17 protein-coding genes are annotated in these 23,108 nt (G+C 74.5%); 8 read left to right on the forward strand and 9 right to left on the reverse strand.

The genetic code is table 11. The features are described 5' to 3' along the window. Window positions 1–52 precede the first annotated feature (52 nt). From ABT238_RS25225 to ABT238_RS25235, 3 genes are read left to right on the forward strand one after another with little or no spacing between them, the layout of a single operon-like run. Entirely contained in the window at window positions 53–928 is an 876-nt protein-coding gene (locus tag ABT238_RS25225) for a hypothetical protein (RefSeq protein ID WP_350791373.1), read from the forward strand. A 50-nt stretch (window positions 929–978) separates the two neighbouring features. Then, complete coding sequence (locus ABT238_RS25230; RefSeq protein WP_350568996.1) at window positions 979–5,562, forward strand: hypothetical protein; 4,584 nt, start codon at window positions 979–981, stop codon at window positions 5,560–5,562. A gap of 25 nt (window positions 5,563–5,587) precedes the next feature. Then, the gene (locus ABT238_RS25235; RefSeq protein WP_350569028.1) at window positions 5,588–6,352 is read left to right on the forward strand and encodes a metallophosphoesterase; all 765 of its coding nucleotides are present in this window, start codon (window positions 5,588–5,590) and stop codon (window positions 6,350–6,352) included. Here ABT238_RS25235 and ABT238_RS25240 read toward each other — a convergent pair. After that, the gene (locus ABT238_RS25240) at window positions 6,328–6,813 is read right to left on the reverse strand and encodes a hypothetical protein (protein WP_350791391.1); all 486 of its coding nucleotides are present in this window, start codon (window positions 6,811–6,813) and stop codon (window positions 6,328–6,330) included. The two genes, ABT238_RS25235 and ABT238_RS25240, sit on opposite strands and share 25 nt — an antisense overlap. Window positions 6,814–7,009: 196 nt before the next feature. After that, on the reverse strand, window positions 7,010–7,705 hold the full coding sequence (locus tag ABT238_RS25245; protein ID WP_350569000.1) for a FadR/GntR family transcriptional regulator: 696 nt from the start codon (window positions 7,703–7,705) through the stop codon (window positions 7,010–7,012). 200 nt (window positions 7,706–7,905) lie between these two features. Here ABT238_RS25245 and ABT238_RS25250 point away from each other — a divergent pair, with 200 nt between their 5' ends. After that, the gene (locus ABT238_RS25250; protein ID WP_350569002.1) at window positions 7,906–8,460 is read left to right on the forward strand and encodes a gluconokinase; all 555 of its coding nucleotides are present in this window, start codon (window positions 7,906–7,908) and stop codon (window positions 8,458–8,460) included. Next, entirely contained in the window at window positions 8,457–9,869 is a 1,413-nt protein-coding gene (locus tag ABT238_RS25255; protein WP_350569003.1) for a GntT/GntP/DsdX family permease, read from the forward strand. Before ABT238_RS25250 ends, ABT238_RS25255 begins: the two co-directional genes overlap by 4 nt. A gap of 313 nt (window positions 9,870–10,182) precedes the next feature. On the opposite strand, the gene ABT238_RS25260 is transcribed toward ABT238_RS25255, so the two are convergent. The 5 genes from ABT238_RS25260 to mmuM all read right to left on the reverse strand — a co-directional run bounded on the left by ABT238_RS25260 (window position 10,183) and on the right by mmuM (window position 16,408). Further along, a complete protein-coding gene (locus ABT238_RS25260) occupies window positions 10,183–11,778 on the reverse strand; it encodes a glycerol-3-phosphate dehydrogenase/oxidase (protein WP_350569005.1) in 1,596 nt (531 codons plus the stop codon). Between the two features lie 148 nt (window positions 11,779–11,926). Next, window positions 11,927–13,447, reverse strand: a complete 1,521-nt coding sequence (gene glpK / locus ABT238_RS25265; protein ID WP_350791441.1) for a glycerol kinase GlpK — start codon at window positions 13,445–13,447, stop codon at window positions 11,927–11,929. 91 nt (window positions 13,448–13,538) lie between these two features. After that, window positions 13,539–14,258 (reverse strand): MIP/aquaporin family protein, encoded by a 720-nt coding sequence (locus ABT238_RS25270; RefSeq protein ID WP_350569008.1) that lies wholly within the window; start codon window positions 14,256–14,258, stop codon window positions 13,539–13,541. Between the two features lie 322 nt (window positions 14,259–14,580). Next, window positions 14,581–15,345: an IclR family transcriptional regulator gene (locus ABT238_RS25275; protein ID WP_350569010.1), complete on the reverse strand. Its 765-nt coding sequence runs from the start codon at window positions 15,343–15,345 to the stop codon at window positions 14,581–14,583. A gap of 133 nt (window positions 15,346–15,478) precedes the next feature. Further along, window positions 15,479–16,408, reverse strand: a complete 930-nt coding sequence (gene mmuM, locus ABT238_RS25280; protein WP_350569030.1) for a homocysteine S-methyltransferase — start codon at window positions 16,406–16,408, stop codon at window positions 15,479–15,481. 165 nt (window positions 16,409–16,573) lie between these two features. Here mmuM and ABT238_RS25285 point away from each other — a divergent pair, with 165 nt between their 5' ends. The 3 genes from ABT238_RS25285 to ABT238_RS25295 all read left to right on the forward strand — a co-directional run bounded on the left by ABT238_RS25285 (window position 16,574) and on the right by ABT238_RS25295 (window position 20,265). Continuing rightward, entirely contained in the window at window positions 16,574–17,488 is a 915-nt protein-coding gene (locus tag ABT238_RS25285; protein ID WP_350791484.1) for an NUDIX hydrolase, read from the forward strand. Window positions 17,489–17,539: 51 nt separating this feature from the next. Then, window positions 17,540–18,091: an NUDIX domain-containing protein gene (locus ABT238_RS25290; protein ID WP_350569014.1), complete on the forward strand. Its 552-nt coding sequence runs from the start codon at window positions 17,540–17,542 to the stop codon at window positions 18,089–18,091. Between the two features lie 152 nt (window positions 18,092–18,243). After that, entirely contained in the window at window positions 18,244–20,265 is a 2,022-nt protein-coding gene (locus ABT238_RS25295) for an acetoacetate--CoA ligase (RefSeq protein ID WP_350569016.1), read from the forward strand. Window positions 20,266–20,384: 119 nt separating this feature from the next. On the opposite strand, the gene ptsP is transcribed toward ABT238_RS25295, so the two are convergent. After that, a complete protein-coding gene (ptsP, locus tag ABT238_RS25300; RefSeq protein ID WP_350569018.1) occupies window positions 20,385–22,055 on the reverse strand; it encodes a phosphoenolpyruvate--protein phosphotransferase in 1,671 nt (556 codons plus the stop codon). Window positions 22,056–22,157: 102 nt separating this feature from the next. Further along, a complete protein-coding gene (locus tag ABT238_RS25305; RefSeq protein ID WP_350569019.1) occupies window positions 22,158–22,607 on the reverse strand; it encodes a PTS sugar transporter subunit IIA in 450 nt (149 codons plus the stop codon). Window positions 22,608–23,108 lie beyond the last annotated feature (501 nt).

Raw genomic sequence — 23,108 nt, forward strand, 5'->3', positions numbered from 1 at the left:
CGGCCGACCACCCCACCCGCACCCCCCGCAACGCCCCCGAGGAGCACCGCCCGTGACGACCCACCACGACACGTCCTGGGCGCCCGAGACCGAACCGGCCGCCCCCGCGCCGATCACCCCGGCCGACGTCGCCGACGCCGCCCGCCTGGTCTCCTTCGGCCTCCAGGCCAAGCTGCTCCCCGCCCGCGACGCCGAGTACGCCGAGCTCGTCCGCCGCCACCGCGAGGACCCGCCCTTCGCCCGCCTGGCCGACGCCGTCGCCACCGGCATGGGCCTGGTCGTCCTGGAGGTCTCCCCGCGCGCCGGCATGGCCGTCGCCGCCGCCGAGGACTCCCTCTTCGCCGTCCGGATGGGCGACTACTCGCGCCGCGCCGCCTCCGAGTCCACCGACCGCTTCCTGCACGGCCTCGCCCACCTGGCCGTCGCCGCGATGGCCTTCCCCCGCCCCGAGGACCTCGCCGACGACGGCTACCTCGGCCGGATCACCGTCAACGGCATCGACTCCTTCGTCCGCCAGGCCTGCCGCCGCCTGGAGGAACAGGCCGCCGCCGACGGCGACAACACCGACCCGCAGAGCGACGCCCCGGGCCTGGAAGCCGCCTGGCGGGTCTGGGCCCGGCGCACCGCCACCGGCGCCACCAAGGACGCCCGCCGGCTCTCCGGCTCGACCATCGGCATCGTCGCCAAGGCCGTGCTGTTCCTGGTCGACTCCGGCTTCCTGCAGAAGGTCTCCGACGACGCCGGCGGCACCTACCGCACCACCGCCCGCTACCAGCTCCAGGTCCGCGACCTGGCCGGCACCGCCGCCATGGCCGAACTGCTCGACCTCGGCGTCGTCCCGGTCTCCGACGGCACCGCCTCGCTGCTGCCCCCCGACACCGGGGACGACCTGGTCGCCGACGCCGGACTGCCGTTCCACTCCCTCTGACCCCCGCGCCCCACCCTCCGACCCACCCGCCTCCTGGAGAACCGCCGCACATGTACGAGCTCAACCGGGTCCGCCTCTACTCGATCGGACCGGCCGGCGCCCGCTACGCCGACACGGTGCTCGACCTGCGCGGCGTCGGCGAGCCCGTCGCCGACCCGGTGCCCCGGCAGATCGGCCTGTTCGGCGAGGACACCGACGGCCCGGTCCGCCGCCCCGCCCCGGCCGGCGTGCTCTTCCTGGAGAACGGCGGCGGCAAGTCCGTCCTGCTCAAGCTGATCTTCTCGGTCATGCTCCCCGGCCACCGCAACACCCTCGGCGGCGCCAGCTCCGGGGTGCTCCGCAAGTTCCTGCTCGCCGACGACTGCGGCCACGTCGCCCTGGAGTGGCAGCACACCGTCACCGGCGAGCCGATCGTCGTCGGCAAGGTCAGCGAATGGCGAGGCCGCCAGGTCTCCTCCGACCCGCGCAAGTTCGCCGAGACCTGGTACTCCTTCCGCCCCGGACCCGGCCTCACCCTCGACTCCCTGCCGGTCGCCGAACGGGTCAGCCTGGCCGGCGACCAGAAGGCCCGCGGCCGCCGCCGCACCATGAAGGGCTTCCGCGACGCCCTCACCGAGGCCGGCAAGGCCCACCCCCACCTCGACCTGGTCTTCGAGGACGGCCACGACCGCTGGACCGAACACCTCGGCGAGCTCGGCCTCGACCCCGAACTCTTCCGCTACCAGCGTGAGATGAACGCCGACGAGGGCGAGGCGGCCGGCCTCTTCGCGGTCAAGCAGGACAAGGACTTCACCGACCTGCTGCTGCGCGCCGTCACCGACACCCGGGACACCGACGGCCTCGCCGACCTCGTCCACGGCTTCGCGGCCAAGCTCGGCCTGCGCTCCGAACTCACCGCCGAACGCGACTTCACCGCCGGCTCGCTGGAACTGCTGGAGCGGATCGCCGAGGCCACCACCGCCCGCGAGACCGTCCGCGAGGCCCACCGCACCGCCGAACGCCGCACCCGCCGGCTCGCCCACGCCCTCGCCTCCCGCGCCACCGCCGAACGCGACCGCGCCGAGGACCTCGCCGTCGAGGTCGCCGCCGCCGCGAGCGCCGTCACCGCCGCCGAGACCGACCGCACCCGGCACACCCTGATCGCCGCCGAACTCACCCACCGGCACGCCTCCCTGGCACTGGCCGCCGCCACCGCCGAGGCCGCCGCGCTGCGCCGCGAACTCACCGACGCCCGCACCCTGCACGCCGCCTGGCAGGCCGCCGAGGCCGTGCTGCGCCACCGCGCCGCCGCCGACCGGGTCGGCCGGGTCGCCGCCGCGATCCGCGAGGCCGAGCTGGACGCCGCCCCCGCGCTCGCCGCCCGGGCCCGCGCCGCCACCGCCCTGGCCCGCGCCCTGGAGGGCGCCGCCGCGGCCGCCGAGGACCGCGCCGACACCGAGGAGCAGCGCGCCGCCGAGCTCCAGGCCGACGGCTCCAAGGCCCAGAGCGACGCCACCGAGGCCGCCACCGCCGCCCAGAAGGCCCGCAGCGAGGCCGAGCACCTGCGCCAGCGCCTCGCCGAGGTCGAGCAGGAGACCGCCGCCGCCGTCGAGGCCGGCTTCATCGACACCGACGGTGACGTCGACCCGGCCCGCGCCGCCCTGCACGCCGCCGACGTCGAGAAGGCCGCCGCCGCCGCCCTCGCCCAGGCCCGCACCGCCGCCGAGTCCGCCGCCGCCCGGCTGCGCGAGGCCGCCGCCGGCACCGGCCGCGCCGAACTCGCCGCCGCCCGCGCCACCGACGCCCGCAAGGCCGCCGCCCAGGCGCTCGCCACCGAGCAGCGCACCGCCGCCCTGCTCGCCACCGAGCCCCGGCTCGCCGACCTGCTCTCCCTCACCCCCGCACCCACCGATTGGAGCGAGGACGGGTCGGGCGCCGAGGAGGACGCCGGCTTCCTCACCCCCGCCGTCCTCGACCGCAACGCCGAGTACCTGCGCGAACTCCTCGACGAGGCCATCGCCACCGCCGAACGCACCCTGTTCGACCTGCGCACCGCCGCCGCCGACGACTCCCGGATCCTCGCCGCGCTCGGCGACGGCGGCCTGCTGCCGCCCGGCCCGGACGTGCTCGCCACCGTCGAGTACCTCGCCGAGCACGGCATCCCCGCCCTGCCCGGCTGGCGCTACCTCGCCCAGTCCGTCGACCCGGCCGACCACGAGGCGATCCTCGCCGCCCGCCCCGAACTCGTCGACGGCGTCGTCGTCACCGACCCCAACTCCCTGGAGCGGGCCCGCGAGGCGCTGCGCGCCGCCGCCCTGCTGCCCCGCTCCACCGTCGCCGTCGGCGCCGCCGCCTCGCTGATCGCCCCGATCACCGACGAGCCCGCCTTCTTCCTCGTGCCGCCGAACCCGGCCATGCACGACGAGTCCGCCGCCGACGACGAGCGCCGCGAGCTGCGCGCCCGCGCCACCGCCCGCGAGGAGCACATCCGCGAACTCGCCGCCCGCCTCGGCGGCGACCGCGCGCTGGCCGCCCGGCTCGCCTCCTGGCACGCCAGCTGCCCGCCCGGCACCCTGGCCGAACTCGCCGCCGCCGCCGAGGCCGCCCGTGAGCACGCCGAGCAGGCCGCCGCCGCCCTGGCCACCCTGCGCGCCGAGCACGACGAGGCCGAGACCGACCACGCCGCCGCGGCCTCCGCCCACGAGGAGCACCGCGAGGTCGCCCAGCGCGCCCGCCGCCGCGCCGACGCCCTCTCCGGCCTCGCCTTCCGGCTGCGCGAGCGCGCCAACTGGAGCCGCCGCCGGCGCGAACTCGCCGAGGACGCCGCCGAGTGCGACCGCCGCCAGGCCGTCTGCGCCGAACGCGCCCGCACCTGCGACGAGGACCGCCGGGCCGTTCAGCGCGCCGCCGACGACGCCCGCCGCACGGGGCGCGCGCTGCGGGCCGAGCGGGCCGAGATCGCCGCCGCCGAGCAGTCCGACGAGCCCGCCGAGGCCGCCCCCGCCGCGCTGCCCGAGCTGCGCGAGGCCTACCGTTCCGCCTCGCAGCTCTACGAGAAGGTCGGCGTCGGCGCCGACCTGCGCGCCGAACAGGCCCGCGCCGAGGGAGACGAGGCCGCCGCCGCGGCCGAACTCGACCGCCTCACCAACAAGGTCCGCGTCCGCGCCGAGGAGCTGCTCAACAGCCCCGACGGCGCCGACGGCCCGGCCCGCCAGGCCGCCGCCGCCCGTGCCGAGGAACTCGTCGCCACCATCGAGGCCCGCTCCGCCGCCGCCAGCGAGCAGCTCGGCCGGCTGCGCGGCGAGGCCGAACGCTCCGCCCCCGCGGACGGCGAGGCGCACACCGAGCTGCCCGAGGACCTCGTCCCCACCGACCCCGAGCACGCCCAGATCCTGCTGCGCAGCGCCACCAGCCGGCTCGCCGAACGCCGCGAGGCCGTCGACGCCGCCCGCACCGCCCACGCCGACCTGCAGCGCACCTTCGACGCCGCCCAGGCCGCCGCCGCCGACTTCGACGAGCACGCCGGCCAGCTCCGCGACGGCCTGCGCGAGCAGCAGGACGACGCCGAGACCCTGGTCGAGCCCTACCTCGGCCCGCTCGCCGACGCCCGCACCGCCGCCGCCGAGGCCCGCCGCGCCCTGCGCACCGCCGCCGGCGAGCTGTCCTCCGCCGAACTCGCCGTCCGCGACGCCTCGGACGCCCTGGTCCGGCACGCCAACGCGGCCCGCTACGAGGCCGTGCGCACCCCGGCCCGCCAGCAGATCCGCGAACTGCCCGCCTCCGCGCTGCCCGACCACGCCGCCAACTGGGCCGCCGCCTTCGCCCCCCGGCTGCGCGTGCTCACCGACGAGCTCGCCCAGCTGGAGCGCAACCGGGGCTCGATCGTCGACCGGCTGCGCGGCCTGGTCGAGTCCTCGCTGGCCACCCTGCGCGCCGCCCAGCGGCTCTCCCGCCTGCCCGAGGGCCTGGGGGAGTGGTCCGGCCAGGAGTTCCTGCGGATCCGCTTCGAGGACCCGGACCACGCGACCCTGGTCGAGCGCCTCGGCGAGGTCATCGACGAGGCCACCCGTGCCGCCGTCCGCAAGAACAGCGACCTGCGCCGCGACGGCATGTCCCTGCTGCTGCGCGGCGTCGCCGCCGCGATCGGCCCCAAGGGCGTGGCCGTCGAGATCCTCAAGCCGGACGCGGTGCTGCGCGCCGAACGGGTGAGCGTCGGCCAGATGTCCGACGTGTTCTCCGGCGGTCAGCTGCTCACCGCCGCCATCGCGCTGTACTGCACGATGGCCGCGCTGCGCGCCAACGACCGGGGCCAGTCCCAGTTGCGGCACGCGGGCACGCTGTTCCTGGACAACCCGATCGGCCGGGCCAACGCCACCTACCTGCTGGAGCTCCAGCGCGCGGTGGCCGACGCCCTCGGCGTCCAGCTGATCTACACCACCGGCCTGTTCGACACCACCGCGCTCGCCGAGTTCCCGCTGGTCATCCGGCTGCGCAACGACGCCGACCTGCGGGCCGGCCTCAAGTACATCTCGGTGGAGGAGCACCTGCGGCCGGGCCTGCCGGCTCCGCAGGACCCGGACGGTCCGGCCATCCACGGCGAGATCACCGCCACCCGGATGTTCAAGCGCCCGGTGGAGGCCCCCGCCTCGTCGTGACGGCCGTAGCGTGGGGCCCATGCCCATGCTGACGATCGCTCACCTCAGTGACATCCACCTCGGCCAGGTCCACCGCCGGGACGGCGGCGAGCGCGCCCGGCGGCGGGCCGAGCAGGTGATGGCGTACCTCGACGCCCTGCCCGGCCCGCTGGACGCGGTGCTGGTCACCGGGGACCTCGCCGACCACGGCCTGCCGGAGGAGTACCGGCAGGTCGCCGAGGTGCTGGCCTCGCGGCACCCGGTGCTGCTCTGCCCCGGCAACCACGACCGCCGCTCGCCGTACCGCGAGGTGCTGCTCGGCGAAGCGCCGGGGGAGGAGCCGGTGAACCGGCTGCACCGGCTGCCCGGCGCCGACGTGCTGATGCTCGACTCCTCGGTGCCCCAGCAGGACGACGGCCTGCTGGACGACGCCACGCTCGACTGGCTGGACGCCGAACTCGGCACGGGGCGCACGGAGTTGCCCGCCCTGGTGGCCTTCCACCACCCGCCGGCGGAACTGCACCTGCCCCACGTCGACCCGGTCCGCCAGTTCGGCGCGGTGCGGCTGGCGCGGGTGCTGCGCCGGCACCCCCGGGTGGCCGCCCTGCTCTGCGGCCACGCGCACACCTCCGCGGCGACCGCCTTCGCCGGTCTGCCGCTGCTGGTCGCGCCCGGGGTGGTCTCCACCGTCACGCTGCCCTGCGAGGGCGGGCCGGGCATCGCCTTCGACCACCCGCCGATGCTGGCCTTCCACGTCATGGACGGGGATCGCCGGCTGACCACCCACTACCGGGTGGTCAGCCCCGCCTGACGCGGCGCCGGACCGCCCGGGTAGGGCGGCCCGGCCGGCGGCGGGTACCCCTGCGGCCGCTGTCCCTGGGGCGGATGCGGCTGGGGAGGGTAGGGCTGGGGAGGGTAGGGCTGGGGAGGGTAGGCCTGCTGCGCGCCCGGCCCCGGCAGGGGCGCCCGCGGCGCCGGCGGCACCGGCCGGGCCGGGGCGCGGCTGCCGGCCATCGGGGAGGCGGAGTTCGGCGCGCGCATCCGCTGGGCGGCGACCTGCCGGGAGATCAGGATCTCCAGCAGACACCACATCGTCCCGAACACCCCGAGGCCCATCGCCATCAGAGCCGGCGTCATCAACCAGCTGTCGGCGTACGAGGACAGCGTCGCCACCACGATGCCCACCAGCGTGAAGGCCAGGCAGAGCACCGCACGGACGACGGCCCTGCGGACCTCGTCGGGAAGACGGCGGCGACGGCGGGCGGTTGGCATCGGGCGACCCCCAGGCGCGGACGGGTGGTGGACACGAGCGGGGCGGGCGCCGAGCATACGCCCCCGCGCTCCACTCTGCCCCGTCGTACCCGGACTATGCGCGCGAATCCCCCAACCGACACCAAATCGTGTGATCCGTCCCGGACCGTACCGAACAGCCCGTCGAACTCCGGGCCCGCTCGGCCCGGTTGTTCGCTCAGCCCAGCTGTTCGTTCAGCTCGGCCAGTGCGCCCTCGACGATGGTCCGCATCGCCTGCTCGGCCCGCTCGGCCTCCCCCGCGCAGACCGCCTCGGCGACCTCGCGGTGCAGCCGGATCGCGTACGGCTCCGGCTGATGGGGCATCAGATGGTACTCGGTCCGGCCGGTCAGCACCGCACCGACGGTCTCCCCGAGGTGGGCGAACATCTCGTTGCGCGAGGCCCGCAGCACGGTGGTGTGGAAGTCGATGTCGTGCCGCAGGAAGGTGGCCAGGTCGGCGGCGCGCGCGGTCATCGTCAACTCGACCGCCAGCGCGCTGAGCCGGCGCCGCTCGTCGTCGGTGGCGTGGCGGGCGGCGAGCGCGGCCGCGGCCGGCTCCACGGCGAGCCGCAGCGAGCCGAGCGAGCGCAGTTGGGCGGACCGGTCGGCGCCGGCCAGCCGCCAGCGGATCACCAGCGGGTCGAAGACGTCCCAGTCCGACCTGGGCTGCACGGTGATGCCGACCCGGCGGCGGGAGGCCACCAGGTGCATCCCCTCCAGGATCCGGACCGCCTCGCGGACCACCGTCCGGGAGACCCCGAACCGCTCCTCCAGCTCCTCGGCGCGCAGCACCGCGCCCTCGGGGACCTCCCCGGACGCGATGGCCGGCCCCAGTTCCGCGAGCAGTCGGCCGGGCAGCCCCTGGATCTCCATCCCGCCAGCCTAGACCTCCCCGGTCCGCCCGGTGCCGCCACCCCGCTCGCCCCCGGTTGCGTCCGGATCCGCCGGGTATCCGGGGGTCCGTCCCGACCCCCGAGTGATCGGAATAAAAGTATGACGATTTGGTTTCCGCCACTTGAATACGTCATATCTTTGAGGCGATAGTGGCGCCAGGCAACGAAGGAGCACCACCCATGGCTCTCAGCGTCGAGAACCACGACACCCCCAGCGCGCCCCTCACCATCGTGGTGATGGGCGTCTCCGGTGTCGGCAAGACCACCCTGGCCCGCCTGCTGGCCGACCGCCTCGGGCTCCCCTTCGCCGAGGCGGACGACTTCCACCCGCCGGCCAACATCGCCAAGATGTCGGCCGGCATCCCGCTGGACGACCGGGACCGCGAACCCTGGCTGCGCGCCATCGGCGCCTGGCTGGCGGAGCGCACCGAGGCCGGCACCGGCGGCGTGGTCACCTGCTCGGCGCTCAAGCACGGCTACCGCGACCTGCTGCGCGAGGCCTGCCCGGACGCCTGGTTCCTGCACCTCAGCGGCCGGACCGAGCTGGTCGAGGACCGGCTCGCCCACCGCACCGGCCACTTCATGCCGCCGTCGCTGCTCGGCTCCCAGTACGCCGCCCTGGAACCCCTCGGTCCGGACGAGCGCGGCGCCGTGCTGGACGTCGGGCCGACCCCCGAAGAACTCGTCGAGAAGGCCGTCGCCCTGCTGCGGCCCGTCAATGGAGACCTCGCGTGACCCCGTCCCCCACCCTCACCGTGCTCGCGGCCGCCCCACCGGCCCTCCCGCACACCAGCAGCGACTCCCAGCTGCTGATCGCGGTGCTGCTCAGCATCGGCGCCATCGTGCTGCTGATCACCAAGCTCAAGCTGCACCCGTTCCTGGCCCTGACCCTCGGCTCGGGCCTGCTGGCCGCCGTCGCGGGCGCGCCGTTCGACAAGCTGCTCACCAGCTTCTCCACCGGCTTCGGCTCCACCGTCGCGGGCGTGGGCCTGCTGATCGGCCTGGGCGCGATGCTCGGCAAGCTGCTCGCCGACTCGGGCGGCGCCAACATCATCGCGGACACCGTGCTCTCCCGCTCCGGGCCCCGGGCGCTGCCCTGGGCGATGGCGCTGATCGCCGCCGTGCTCGGCCTGCCGCTGTTCTTCGAGGTCGGCGTGGTGCTGCTGATCCCGATCGTGCTGCTGGTCGCCCGCCGCGGAAACGTCCCGCTGATGCGGATCGGCATCCCGGCGCTGGCCGGTCTCTCGGTGCTGCACGGCCTGGTGCCCCCGCACCCCGGTCCGCTGGTCGCCGTCGACGCGCTCAAGGCCGACCTGGGCGTCACCCTGGCGCTCGGTCTGCTGATCGCCGTCCCGACGCTGATCATCGCCGGTCCGCTGTTCGCCCGCCTCGCCGAGCGCTGGGTCGGACCGCTGGAGATCCCCGAGGCCACCGCCCCGGAGGCCGCCGCGGCGAAGGCGGGCGAGCGCGAGCACACCCCCTCGTTCGGCGCCGTGCTGGCGACCATCCTGCTGCCGGTCGTGCTGATGCTCGGCAAGGCGCTGGCGGACGTCGTCGTCGACGACCCCGAGGCGATGGTGCAGCGGGTCTTCGACTTCATCGGCTCGCCGCTGATCGCCCTGCTCGCGGCGACCCTGCTCGGCATGCTGACCCTGGGCCGGGCGGCCGGCTTCGACAAGGCCCGGATCTCCGACACCGTCGGCAAGTCGCTCGGCCCGATCGCCGGCATCGTCTTCATCGTCGGCGCGGGCGGCGGCTTCAAGCAGACCCTGATCGACGTGGGCGTCGGCAACGCGGTCAGCGAGTGGTCGTCCAAGTGGCACATCTCGGCGCTGCTGCTCGGCTGGCTGATCGCGGTGCTGATCCGGCTCGCCACCGGCTCGGCGACGGTCGCCACCATCACCGCGGCCGGCATCGTCGCCCCGCTGGCGGCCGACATGTCGTCCACCCACGCGGCCCTGCTGGTGCTGGCCATCGGCGCCGGATCGCTGTTCCTGTCGCACGTCAACGACGCCGGCTTCTGGCTGGTGAAGGAGTACTTCGGGATGAGCGTCGGCCAGACGCTGAAGTCCTGGTCGGTGATGGAGACGGTGATCTCGGTGGTCGCGATCGCCCTGATCATGCCGCTCAGCCTGATCATCTAGCGGGCCGGGCCAGCCGGCCGGGCGGGTCCCGGTCACCACGCCGAACGGGCGGGCGCGCCACGAGGAGCGCCCGCCCGTTCGTCCGTTCCACCGCGGGGGTCGGACCAGCGGGACCCGCCGGCCGCCCCGGCTCCCGCCCCCGCTGCCCCCGCCGTCCGCGCCGTCCGGGCGGAGCGTGCGGCTGACCTTCCACGCGGACCCGTCGCCGGGCGCCCCCCCGCGACTGATCGTCCGCGCAGGTCGGCGGGCATGCCGACGGGCGGGCGCCCCCAGCCCCGGGGTGCCCGCCCGTCGGGTCGGAGGGTGCTCGCCGCTACTTCGTTCCGCGCTTGGCGAGGAAGGCCTCGACCTCGGCACGGACCTCCGGGGTGTCCAGGCCCCGGACGGTCATCGTGGTGCGCCGGCGCAGCACGTCGTCCGCGGTGTACGCCCACTCGTGGTCGGCCGCGTAGGCGACCTGCGCCCAGACGTCCGGGCCGTCCTCGTGGATCGGCCGGCCGAGCTCCGGGTTCTCGTCGATCATCCGGGCGATGTCGAAGGACAGCGTGCCGTAGTGGCCGGCCAGGTGCTTGGCGACCAGCGGCTCCATCCGCGAGCCCGGCTCGCGGTCGATCAGCAGGCGGTGCGCGACGGCGTTCGGCGCGCCGACGCCCGGCAGCGGCACGGTCGGGGCGATCGGGGAGATGTCCTCGCCGAGCGAGGTGCCGGGCACGTGGGCCAGCTTCTCCAGCACGGTGCGGCCGATGTGGCGGTAGGTGGTCCACTTGCCGCCGGCGACCGACAGCATGCCGCCCTTGCCCTCGGTGACGACCGTCTCGCGCTTGGCGGCGGCGGTGTCGCCCGGGCCGCCGGGCAGCACCCGAAGGCCGGCGAAGGTGTAGGTGATCAGGTCGCGGTCGAGGTGCTCGTCGCGGATCGCGTGCGCGGCCTCGCCGAGGATCTGGTCGACGTCCGCCTCGGTGGCCCGGACGTCCTTCGGGTCGCCGGTGTACTCCTCGTCGGTGGTGCCGAGCAGGACGTGGTCCTCCCACGGGATGGCGAAGGAGACGCGGTACTTGTCGATCGGGATGGTCAGCGCGGCGCGCCACGGGGAGCGGCGCTTGACCACCACGTGGGCGCCCTTGGACAGCCGGATCGACGGCGCGGCGCCGGCGTCCTCCATCCGGCGCAGGTGGTCCACCCACGGGCCGGTGGCGTTCAGCACCAGGCGGGCGTCCACGCCGAACTCGGTGCCGTCCATGCGGTCCTTCAGCTCGGCGCCGGTGACCCGGCCGCCGGTGAAGCGCAGGCCGGTGACCTCGGCGTGGTTGAGCACGACCGCGCCGGCCTCGACGGCGGCGCGCACGGTCATCACCGCGACCCGGGAGTCGTTCATCTGGTGGTCGCCGTAGACGGCCACCGAGCGCAGGCCCTCGGTGCGCAGCGCGGGCACCTGCTGAGCGGCGTGCGCGGCGGTGGAGACCCGGCCCATGCCGTCGCGGAAGGCGGAGAGCGCCGAGTACAGGAACACGCCGGCGCCGAGCTTGGGCGCGCTGTGCGGGCCGCCCTTGTAGACCGGCACGAAGAAGGTCAGCGGGTTGACCAGGTGCGGGGCGACGTCGGTGGAGAGCGCGCGGCGCTCCTTGTGGTTCTCGGCGACCAGCTTCACCGCGCCGGTCTGCAGGTAGCGCAGGCCGCCGTGGACGAGCTTCGAGGAGGCGCTGGAGGTGGCGCCGGCGAAGTCGCCGGCGTCGACCATGGCGACCTTCAGACCGGCCTGGGACGCGGTCCAGGCGACGGCGGTGCCGAGGATTCCGCCTCCGATCACCAGCAGGTCGTAGGTGGCCTTGCCGAGCAGCTCGCGGGTCTCGGCGCGGGAGGCGGTGCGGCCGGCGGTCAGCTCGGCGCCCAGGGTCGGAATGGTTGCCATGGTGTGTGTACGGCGCGCGGGTCGGGCGGCGCCGTTACTCCTCTCGGTGTGCGTACGGCCCCTGCGGAGAGGCCGGGTCGGCCCGGTGCGGCGGGCCGGTGAAACGGGAGCGGGCCGGCCGGGGCGCGTGCCCCGACCGGCGTCGCGGTCAGTCGGTCTCTTCCTCCTCCACCCAGCCCATGGTGCGCTCGACGGCCTTCAGCCACTTCTTGTACTCGCGCTCCCGGGTGGCCTCGTCCATCCGCGGGGTCCACTCGGCGGCGCGGTGCCAGTTGGCCCGCAGGGTGTCGAGGTCGCTCCAGAAGCCGACCGCCAGACCGGCCGCGTAGGCGGCGCCCAGGGCGGTGGTCTCGGCCACGTACGGGCGCTCGACCGGGGCGTCCAGGACGTCGGCGATGTTCTGCATGAGCAGGTTGTTGCTGGTCATGCCGCCGTCGACCTTGAGGGCGGTGAGCTCGACCCCGGAGTCCTTCTGCATGGCGTCGACGACCTCGCGGGTCTGCCAGGCGGTGGCCTCCAGGACGGCCCGGGCCAGGTGGCCCTTGGTGACGTACCGGGTGAGGCCGGCGATCACACCGCGGGCGTCGGAGCGCCAGTACGGGGCGAACAGGCCGGAGAACGCCGGGACGAAGTAGGCGCCGCCGTTGTCCTCGACCGTGTTGGCCAGGGTCTCGATCTCGGCGGCGGTGGAGATGATGCCGAGCTGGTCGCGCAGCCACTGGACGAGCGAGCCGGTGACGGCGATCGAGCCCTCCAGGGCGTAGACCGGCTTCTGGTCGCCGATCCGGTAGCCGACCGTGGTCAGCAGGCCGTGGTAGGAGTTGACGACCTTCTCGCCGGTGTTGAGCAGCAGGAAGGTGCCGGTGCCGTAGGTGGACTTGGCCTCGCCCTCGTCGAAGCAGGTCTGGCCGAACAGCGCGGCCTGCTGGTCGCCGAGCGCGGCGGCGACCGGCACGCCCGCCAGGTCGCCGACGGCCTCGCCGTACACCTCGGCGGAGGACCGGATCTCCGGCAGGACGGCCATCGGCACGCCCATCGACTCGGCGATCTTCTCGTCCCACTGCAGGGTGTGCAGGTTCATCAGCATGGTGCGGCTGGCGTTGGTGACGTCCGTGACGTGCCGGCCGCCGTCGACACCGCCGGTGAGGTTCCAGATGACCCAGGTGTCCATGGTGCCGAAGAGGATGTCGCCGGCCTCGGCGCGCTCGCGCAGGCCCTCGACGTTGTCCAGCAGCCAGCGGATCTTCGGGCCGGCGAAGTAGCTGGCCAGCGGCAGGCCGGTCTCGCGGCGGAAGCGGTCCTGGCCGACGTTGCGGCCCAGCTCGCGGCAGAGCGCCTCGGTGCGGGTGTCCTGCCACACCAGCGCGTTGTGCACCGGCTCGCCGGTGTGCCTGTCCCACAGGACGGTGGTCTCGCGCTGGTTGGTGATGCCGACGGCGCGGATGTCGTCCTTGGTCAGGCCGGCCTTCTCCAGCGCACCGCGGACGACCGACTGCACCCGGGTCCAGATCTCGGCGGCGTCGTGCTCGACGTAGCCGGGCTGGGGGAAGATCTGCCGGTGCTCCTGCTGGTCGACGGCGACGATGCGGCCGTCGGCGCCGAAGATGATGCAGCGGCTGGAGGTGGTGCCCTGGTCGATCGCGGCGATGTAGTTGCCAGTGGAGGTCATGAGGGTCCTCGGCTAGAGAAGGTGTGCGGGGGAGGGTGGGCCTGACTCTCAGGTCAGTCCCCGGGTCCGGGCGGGGTGGAAACCCGTTCGGTCAGAACGCGGCGTGGTACAGGCCGCCGGCCAGCAGACCGCCGATGACCGGGCCGGCCACCGGGATCCAGGCGTAGGACCAGTCCGAGCCGCCCTTGTTCGGGATCGGCAGCAGCGAGTGGACGATGCGCGGACCGAGGTCGCGGACCGGGTTGATGGCGTACCCGGTCGGGCCGCCGAGGGACAGACCGATGCCGACGACGGTGAAGGCGACGATCAGGATGCCGGTGCCGGACAGGCCGAGGCCCTTGGTCAGGCCCTGGGTCAGGATGGCCAGGGCGAGCACGAAGGTGCCGATGATCTCGGTGAGCAGGTTCTGGACCGGGTTCCGGATCTCGGGGCCGGTCGAGAAGATGCCGAGGGTGGGCTCCTGGTTGGCCTGGAACTGGCCGAGGTAGGTGAGCCAGACCAGGACGGCGCCGATCATCGCGCCGATCAGCTGGGAGACCAGGTAGAGCGGGACCTTGCTCCAGTCGCCGCTGTCGACGGCGATGGCCAGGGTGACGGCCGGGTTCAGGTGGGCGCCGGACTTCGGGGCCGACATGTAGGCGGCGATCATCACCGCGAAGCCCCAGCCGAAGGTGATCGCCAGCCAGCCGGCGTTCAGGGCCTTCGACTTCTTGAGCGTCACGGCGGCACAGACGCCGCCGCCGAGGAGTATCAGGGCGGCGGTGCCGAGGGTTTCGCCGACGAAGATGTCGCCGTTGGAGAACGCGGACACAAAGACTCCCTTGTCCATATGGCCCGGGGGTGCGGGTGGGGGCAGGGGCCGGGCGACCGCTGGGCGGGTGAGCGCCTTGTGGGATCGATTCGCACGGCCATCGTTCGACAATGTCGACCGTCATGCGGAAGCTTCCTCCCCGGGTCGCCCTCTCGTCAAGGCCGGGTTACGCAGCTGTGACCCTTGTCGTCCCGCGCTACCCGGCGTCACCGGATGGATCATCGGAATTTTGGACAAAACGGTAAGGCGCGGACGGGCATTTCGCCCGTCCGCGCCTCAGCGTGAACGTTCCGTCGGGTGCCGGCGGCCCTGCGGCCGCCGCTCAGAACCGCCCGGCGCCCAGGTCCCGGGAGATCGCGCGCGCCGCGCTGCGCACCGACGCGACCAGCGAGGGCTTCACGAAGCCGTCCTCGCAGACCCGCTCGACCGCGCCGCTGATGCAGACCGCGCCGACCGGGTTGCGCCGCCGGTCCTGGATCAGTGCGCCGATCGAGGCCACGCCCTCCCAGGTCTCCTCGATCGAGTCCGCCCAGCCCCGCTCGCGGGTCAGCGCCGCCTCGGCGTCCACGTCCGCCGGATCGGTCAGCGTACGCGCGGTGTACGACTCGAACGGGCCCTCGCCCAGCTCGCCGCGGGCCACCGGGTCGTAGGCCACCAGCACCTTGCCCAGCGCGGTCGAGTGCAGCGGCTGCATCGAGCCGACCTCCAGCACCTGCCGGGTGTCGTCCGGCCGGAACACGTGGTGCACGATCAGCACCCCGCGCTGGTGCAGCACCCCCAGGTACACGGTCTCCCCGGCCGCCCTGGCCAGGTCGTCGGCCCACACCAGGGCCCGCGCGCGCAGCTCGTGCACGTCCAGGTAGCTCTGCCCGAGCCGCAGCAGCTCGGCGCCCAGCTGGTACTTGCCGCTCTCCGGGTCCTGCTCCACGAACCCCTCCTGCTGGAGGGTGCGCAGGATGCCGTGCGCGGTGCCCTTGGCCAGGCCCAGCGCCGTCGCGACGTCCGACAGGCCCAGGCGGCGCTCGCCGCCGGCCAGCAGGCGCATGATCGCGGCGGCCCGGGAGAGCGACTGGATCGGGCCGGGCATGGGTACCTCCGCGCTGAGAGGCGGTCGACATTGTCGACCGCAGTGGTGACGGCACGAGTCTGCCAGGCCGTCCCCGTTCCGTGCACCTTCCCCCTCGGTAACCCCGCCCCGGCCCGCCGTCGAGGGCTCGCCGTCACACCCCCGCCCGCCCGGCGGCCGCCACCTGCGCGGCCACCGCCCGGATCCCGGCCGGCCCGACCCGGCAGCAGCCGCCCACCAGCCGCGCCCCCGCCGCCAGCCACCCGGCCACCCTGCGCGCCTCGAAGGTCGGCTCGCCGCACCACGCCCCGGCCGCCGCGTCCCAGCCCTCGCCGCTGTTCGGATACACCACCACCGGCTTGCCGGACACCCGCGCCGCCAGTCCCACCGCCAGGTCCGCGTCCTCGGGCGCGCAGCAGTTCACCCCCACCGCCACCACCTCGTCCGCCTCCGCCGCCAGCGCGAACGCCTCCGCGAGCGGCTGCCCCGCCCGGGTCAGCCCGCCCGCCGCGCCGAACGACAGCCAGGCCGGCACCCCCAGCCCGCGCACCGCCCGCAGCAGCACCCGCGCCTCCGCCACGTCCGGCACCGTCTCCAGCGCCAGCACATCCGGGCCCGCCGCCGCCAGCACCTCCAGCCGCGGCCGGTGGAACGCCTCCAGCTCCGCCGCCGTCAGCCCGTAGCGGCCCCGGTACTCCGACCCGTCCGCCAGCACCGCCCCGTACGGCCCGACCGACGCCGCCACCCACCGGCGCGGCCCCGGCAGCCCGCGCGCCGCCTCCCGCGCCAGCGCCACGCTGCGCGCCAGCAGCCGCGCCGCCCCGTCCCGGCCGATCCCGCGCCGCGCGAAGCCGGCGAAGCTCGCCTGGTAGCTCGCGGTGATCGCGACCCGCGCACCCGCCGCGAAGTACGCCCGGTGCGCCGCCACCACCGCCTCCGGCGCGTCCGCCAGCAGCCGCGCCGACCACAGCGCGTCCGCCAGGTCGTGCCCGCCCGCCGCCAGCTGGTCGGACAGCCCGCCGTCCAGCACCAGCGGCCCGGCCGCCAGCGCGGCGGCGAAGTCCGGCACGCCGGGTGCGCCCATCGCGGCCTCCTCGGGGAACGTCCTGGTCACAGCCTAGGAGCAGCGCGGGGGAGCGGCGGGCGGTCCGGGGGGAAATTGATTTGCCGCAGAGTCAAGAGACGGCTACGTTCTGCTCAGTCCGAGAAGGACGCCCCCGACGGCCCGGTGGAGAGGAGCGCGCGCACCGTGGACAGCACCGAGCAGGAATGGCTCGCCGCCTACGACCCGCGCGCCTACACCCCGGTCGCCGTCACCGTCGACGTCGTCGCCCTCACCCTGCGCCACGGCCGCCCGCACGTCCTGCTCGTCGACCGCGCCCTCCCGCCCTACCGGGGCCGCTGGGCACTGCCCGGCGGCTTCCTGCGGGCCGGCGAGGAGAGCCTCGACGAGGCCGCCGCCCGTGAGTTCGCCGAGGAGACCGGGCTGCACGGCACCGCCGGGGCCGAGGCCGCCCTCAGCCGCATCCACCTCGAACAGCTCGGCAGCTACGGCGCACCCGACCGCGACCCGCGGATGCACGTGGTCTCCGTCGCCTACCTCGCCTTCGCCCCGGACCTGCCCGACCCGCAGGCCGGCAGCGACGCGGCCCACGCCGCCTGGCACCCCGTCACCGCCCTCGACCTCCGGCCCACCGGCCGGACCGAGACCGCCGGTGCGCCCGCCGACACCCACGGGGGTGGCGTCGACGGGCGCACCGGCTCCACCGAGCCCACGGACGCCGCAGCCGACGGGACGTCCGGGACGGCCGAGACGCCGATCGAGCTCGCCTTCGACCACGCCCGGATCCTCGCCGACGGCCTGGAGCGCGCCCGCGCCAAGATCGAGTACAGCCCGCTGGCCACCGCCTTCCTCCCCCACGACTTCACCATCCCCGAGTTGCGCGCCGTCTACGAGGCCGTCTGGGACGAGAAGCTCCACCCCGGCAACTTCCACCGCAAGGTGCTCTCCGTCCCCGGCTTCGTCGAGAGCACCGGCACCACCACCGACCGTGGCGGCGCCCGCGGCGGCCCCCGCGCCCGCACCTACCACGCCGGCGACGCGCGCCTCCTCCACCCCGCCCTGCTCCGCCCCACCCGCAGCGATCCGCCGCCGACCCCCTGACGTCCGCCGACCCCCTGACCCGGCCCCGCCCGCCCGGACTACCATCCGGCCATGACGACTCACGAGACCGGCACGGTGCGCCACAGGGCCAACTCCCACTGCCACTTCTGCGGTGCCCCCTACCCGCCCGGCACCTCCGCCTGGCCCCGGACCTGCCCGCACTGCACCGAGATCAGCTACCGCAACCCGCTGCCCGTCGTCGTCACCCTCCTCCCCGTCACCGAGGCGTCCGGCACCGCCCCCACCCTCGTGGTCATCCGCCGCACCATCGAACCCGGCTACGGCGAACTCGCCCTCCCCGGCGGCTACATCGACTACGGCGAGAGCTGGCAGCAGGCCTGCGTGCGCGAACTGCGCGAGGAGACCGGCATCCTCGCCGACGCCGCCGACATCACCCTGGTCGCCACCGACTCCGACGCCCGCGGCGGCTTCCTCTGCCTCTTCGGCCTGCTCCCCGCCCGTCCGCTCGCCGCCCTCCCGCCCTCCGTCCCCACCGACGAGACCGACGGCTGGCAGCTCGCCACCCCCGAGACCCCGCTCGCCTTCCCCTTCCACACCCGCGTCTCCCGCTCCTGGTTCAACGGCGAGTTCTCCCGCCTCTGACCAGGCAACCCGGGCACCGCCCCACCGGCCGGGCAGACCCTGGCGCACCGGCCTATCACGTGGCAGGGTCTGCACCGACAGCCCCCAACCGGACGCGGGCCCTGCCACAAGCACCCCCGTCCGCCCTCATCACCGGCCGGGAGACCACCACCGTGAGCACCCCATCCCAGGACCAACCGCTCTGGCGCCCCGACCCCGCGCGTGCCGCCGGCACCGGGATCGTGGCCTTCCAGGCCTGGGCCGCCGAGCACCACGGCGCCCCGGCCGCCCCGCTCGCCCCGACCACCGACGACGACCAGGCCGCCGCCCGCTACGCCGCCCTGCACGCCTGGTCGGTCGAGGACCTCGACCGCTTCTGGACCGCCGTCACCCAGTGGTTCGACGTCCGCTTCACCGAGGCCCCCGACGCCGTCCTCGCCGACCCCGCGATGCCCGGCGCCCGCTGGTTCCCCGGCGCCCGCCTCAACTACGCCGAGCACGCCCTGCGCGCCGGCGAGCGGGACGGCTTCGCCGACCGCCCGGCGATCCTCCACCTCGACGAGACCACCGACGAGCCCGCCGTCCTCACCTGGGCCGAACTGCGCCGCCAGGTCGGCTCCCTCGCCGCCGCCCTCCGGGCCCACGGCGTGCGCCCCGGCGACCGGGTCAGCGCCTACCTGCCCAACGTCCCGCAGGCCGCCGTCGCCCTCCTCGCCACCGCCGCCGTCGGCGCCGTCTGGACCAGCTGCGCCCCCGACTTCGGCGCCCGCAGCGTCCTCGACCGCCTCCAGCAGATCGAGCCCGTCGTCCTCTTCGCCGTCGACGGCTACCACTACGGCGGCAAGGACCACGACCGCACGGAGGTCGTCGCCGAGATCCGCCGCGAACTCCCCTCGCTGCGCACCGTCGTGCACGTCCCCCTGCTCGGCGCCCCCGCCCCCGAGGGCGCGCTGACCTGGGACGACCTGACCGCCGCCGACACCGAGCCGGTCTTCGAGCCGGTCCCCTTCGACCACCCGCTCTGGGTCCTCTACTCCTCCGGCACCACCGGCCTGCCCAAGGCCATCGTGCAGAGCCAGGGCGGCATCCTCGTCGAGCACCTCAAGCAGGCCGGCCTCCACCTCGACCTCGGCCCCGACGACCGCTTCCTCTGGTACACCTCCACCGGCTGGATGATGTGGAACTTCCTCCTCGCCGGCCTCCTCGTCGGATCCACGGTCGTCACCTACGACGGCAGCCCCGGCCACCCCGACACCGGCGCCCTGTGGTCCGTCGCCGCCCGCACCCGCGCCACCGTCCTCGGCACCTCCGCGGCCTACGTGATCGCCAGTCGCAAGGCCGAGCTGCACCCCGGCCGCGACCTCGACCTCTCCGCCGTGCGCTGCATCGGCACCACCGGCTCCCCGCTGCCGCCCGACGGCTTCCGCTGGATCTACGACGAGGTGAAGGAGGACGTCTGGCTCGCCTCCGTCAGCGGCGGCACCGACGTCTGCTCCTGCTTCGTCGGCGGCGTCCCCACCCTCCCCGTCCACCTCGGCGAGATCCAGGCCCCCTGCCTCGGCGCCGCCGTCGAGTCCTGGGACGTCCAGGGCCGGCCGCTCACCGACGAGGTCGGCGAACTCGTCGTCACCAAGCCCATCCCGTCCATGCCCACCGGCTTCTGGAACGACCCCGAGGGCACCCGCTACCACGACAGCTACTTCGACACCTACCCCGGTGTCTGGCGCCACGGCGACTGGATCACCGTCACCTCCCGCGGCACCGTCGTCATCCACGGCCGCTCGGACTCCACCCTCAACCGCCAGGGCGTGCGGATGGGCTCCTCCGACATCTACGAGGTCGTCGAACGCCTCCCCGAGATCGCCGAGTCCCTGGTCATCGGCCTGGAGGAGCCCGACGGCGGCTACTGGATGCCGCTCTTCGTCGTCCTCGCCCCCGGCGCCGAGCTCGACAAGGACCTCATCGGCCGCATCCGCACCTCGCTGCGCACCGAGCTCTCCCCGCGCCACGTCCCCGACGAGGTCATCGCCGTCCGCGGCCTGCCGCACACCCTGACCGGCAAGCGCATCGAGGTCCCGGTCAAGCGCCTGCTCTCCGGCACCCCGCTCGACCAGGCCGTCAACCCCGGCTCCGTCGACAACCTCGACCACCTGCGCTGGTTCGAGCAGCTCCGCCGCGACCGCGCCGCCCGGTAGCCCACCGGTAGCCGACCGCACCCGGCCCGGACACACCGGAGGGGCCCTTCCACAGCCACAGTGGAAGGGCCCCTCCGGGCGTTCCGGTACCGCCCTGTACAGCTCTACGGATGCGGCGGCTACTCGCCCGACAGCACCTGCTGCGCGGCGGCCCGCGCCTCGTCGGCGCTGTCCGCCGACCGCGCCGCCTCGGCGGCCCGACGGCACTGCGCCAGGGTGTACTTGGCCAGCGCGGTCCGCACGTAGGGGATCGACGCCGCGCCCATCGACAGGCTGGTGACACCGAGACCGGTCAGCACCACGGCGAGCAGCGGGTCCGAGGCGGCCTCGCCACAGACGCCGCAGCTCTTGCCCTCGGCCTGCGCGGCCTCGGCCGCGGCGGCGATCAGGTCCAGCAGCGCCGGCTGCCACGGGTCCTGAAGCCGGGCCAGCGCACCGACCTGCCGGTCGGCGGCGAAGGCGTACTGCGCGAGGTCGTTGGTGCCCAGCGACAGGAACTCGACCTCCTGGAGGATCGAGCGCGCCCGCAGCGCGGCCGACGGGATCTCCACCATCGCACCGAACTTGGCGTTCAGCCCGGCCTCGCGACACGCCTCGGCGAACTCCTTGGCGTCCTTGCGGTCGGCCACCATCGGGGCCATCACCTCAAGGTGCACCGGCAGGCCCTCGGCGGCCTTCGCCAGCGCCCGCAGCTGGGTGCGCAGCACCTCCGGGTGCTCCAGCAGGGTGCGCAGCCCGCGCACGCCCAGCGCCGGGTTGGGCTCGTCGGCCGGGGTCAGGAAGTCCAGCGGCTTGTCCGCGCCCGCGTCGAGCACCCGGACGACGACCCGGTTCTCCGGGAACGCCTCCAGGACCTTGCGGTACGCCTCGACCTGCTTCTCCTCGCTGGGCGCCTTGGCCGAGTCGTCCAGGAACAGGAACTCGGTGCGGAAGAGCCCGACGCCCTCGGCGCCCGCCTCCAGCGCGGCCGGCAGGTCGCCCGGGCCGCCGACGTTGGCCAGCAGCGGCACCTTGTGCCCGTCCGAGGTCGCACCCGGGCCGGAGGAGGCGGCGAGCGCCGCCTTGCGCTCGGCGGCGATCCGGCGCAGCTCCTCCTTCTTCTCCTCGCCCGGCTCGACCAGCACGTCACCGGAGCTGCCGTCCACCGCGACGACGGTGCCCTCGGCGACCTCGGTCGCCCCCGGCAGCGCGACCACGGCCGGCACGCCCATGGCCCGCGCCAGGATGGCGCTGTGGCTGGTCGGCCCGCCCTCCTCGGTCACGAAGCCGAGCACCAGCGTGGGGTCCAGCAGCGCGGTGTCGGCCGGCGCGAGGTCCCGGGCGAACAGCACGTACGGCTCGTCGCTGTCCGGCACACCCGGCATCGGGACACCCAGCAGCCGCGCGACGATGCGGTTCCGCACGTCATCCAGGTCGGCCACCCGGCCCGCGAGGTACTCCCCGGCGGAGGCGAGCAGCGCCCGGTAGGCGGCGAAGGCATCGTAGACGCCGCGCTCGGCACTGCTGCCGACCGCGATCCGGCGGGCGACGTCGGCCATCAGCTCGGGGTCCTGCGCCATCAGCGCCTGGGCCTCCAGCACGGCCTGGGCCTCGCCGCCGGCCAGGTTGCCGCGGGCGGTCAGGTCCGCGGCAACCGCCTCGACGGCAGCCTGGGCGCGGGCCTGCTCACGCGGAGCGTCCTCGGTGGGGATCTGGGCGGCCGGGGGCTCCAGCACCGCCGTCCCCATGTGCCGTACCTGGCCGATCGCGACCCCGTGGCTGACACCCACGCCGCGCAGCGTCTTCTCCATATCTGTCTCCGTGAGAGAGGCGGCCCCGCCGGGTACCGCTGTGTGCCGGGCCGCCCCGACCGGAGCGGCGGGGCGGGTGTGTCGGGAAGGAAGGGGGAGAGGTCAGCTCCAGTCGAACAGGGCGTCGCCGACGGCGACCTCCCCGCTCTCCAGGACCCCGCCCAGCGCGTCGGCGGAGGCCTCCAGCGCGACGATCGGCGAGATGGGCGACTTGCCGGCGGCCTCGACGGCGGCCGGGTCCCACTTGATGACGGCCTGGCCGCGGGTAACGGTGTCGCCCTTGCTGACGAGCAGTTCGAAGCCCTCACCGTTCAGCTGGACGGTGTCGATGCCCAGGTGGGTCAGAACGCCGTGTCCGTCCGCGTCGACGACGACGAACGCGTGCGGGTGCATGGACACGACCACGCCGTCCACCGGAGCGACCGCCTCGGTCTGCTCGCGCACGGGGTCGATCGCGGTGCCGGGGCCGACCATCGCACCCGAGAAGACGGGGTCCGGCACGCCGGCGAGCCCGACGACCTTGCCGGTCAGCGGCGACGTCACAGTGGTCATGGTTGAGCCTCCCAAGTGCGCAGTACAGGCGAGCGGCCGCGAACGCGGCAGGGCGATCGACTGAAGCCTAAATCATGTCAACTTCGGACATCTGCTGACATTCCCGGGCAGTCGGCCCATACCGCCTGCCCTCACCGGTCGGCCATCTCGCCGACCGCTAGTGGTCTAGTCCTCTTGGCCGATGCGCCGCACTCTACAGGCATCTTGGCGAATCGGGACCATTGCTGTATATGCTCGCGAGAGCAACAAATCACACGTCCGGGCGGGTGGCCCCCGGCGTGGCTCGATTCGCGCTCCGGCCGGGGACCCGCTATGGTTGGTCGAGTCGCCGCGAGTCGGCGGTTAACACCAGATTTCGGAAGCGAAAAGCACCGGTTAAGCGCCGGGAAACGGATCTGGTAAGCTCGAAACACGAAAGAACGAAGCGCCCGGAGGGCCGGTGTGAAAGCCGCCTGATGGAAGCGTCCGTTCCTTGAGAACTCAACAGCGTGCCAAAAGTCA

Origin of the sequence: Kitasatospora sp. NPDC001527, from assembly GCF_040298605.1 — a bacterium.
Taxonomy (GTDB): Bacteria; Actinomycetota; Actinomycetes; order Streptomycetales; family Streptomycetaceae; genus Kitasatospora.

Excerpts from the sequence above, each read along its gene's own strand:
- ABT238_RS25230 (WP_350568996.1), top strand. The coding sequence starts at position 979 with ATGTACGAGCTCAACCGGGTCCGCCTCTACTCGATCGGACCGGCCGGC.
- ABT238_RS25235 (WP_350569028.1), top strand. The coding sequence starts at position 5,588 with ATGCTGACGATCGCTCACCTCAGTGACATCCACCTCGGCCAGGTCCAC.
- ABT238_RS25240 (WP_350791391.1), bottom strand. The coding sequence starts at position 6,813 with ATGCCAACCGCCCGCCGTCGCCGCCGTCTTCCCGACGAGGTCCGCAGG.
- ABT238_RS25245 (WP_350569000.1), bottom strand. The coding sequence starts at position 7,705 with ATGGAGATCCAGGGGCTGCCCGGCCGACTGCTCGCGGAACTGGGGCCG.
- ABT238_RS25250 (WP_350569002.1), top strand. The coding sequence starts at position 7,906 with ATGGCTCTCAGCGTCGAGAACCACGACACCCCCAGCGCGCCCCTCACC.
- ABT238_RS25260 (WP_350569005.1), bottom strand. The coding sequence starts at position 11,778 with ATGGCAACCATTCCGACCCTGGGCGCCGAGCTGACCGCCGGCCGCACC.
- glpK (WP_350791441.1), bottom strand. The coding sequence starts at position 13,447 with ATGACCTCCACTGGCAACTACATCGCCGCGATCGACCAGGGCACCACC.
- ABT238_RS25275 (WP_350569010.1), bottom strand. The coding sequence starts at position 15,345 with ATGCCCGGCCCGATCCAGTCGCTCTCCCGGGCCGCCGCGATCATGCGC.
- mmuM (WP_350569030.1), bottom strand. The coding sequence starts at position 16,408 with ATGGGCGCACCCGGCGTGCCGGACTTCGCCGCCGCGCTGGCGGCCGGG.
- ABT238_RS25290 (WP_350569014.1), top strand. The coding sequence starts at position 17,540 with ATGACGACTCACGAGACCGGCACGGTGCGCCACAGGGCCAACTCCCAC.
- ptsP (WP_350569018.1), bottom strand. The coding sequence starts at position 22,055 with ATGGAGAAGACGCTGCGCGGCGTGGGTGTCAGCCACGGGGTCGCGATC.
- ABT238_RS25305 (WP_350569019.1), bottom strand. The coding sequence starts at position 22,607 with ATGACCACTGTGACGTCGCCGCTGACCGGCAAGGTCGTCGGGCTCGCC.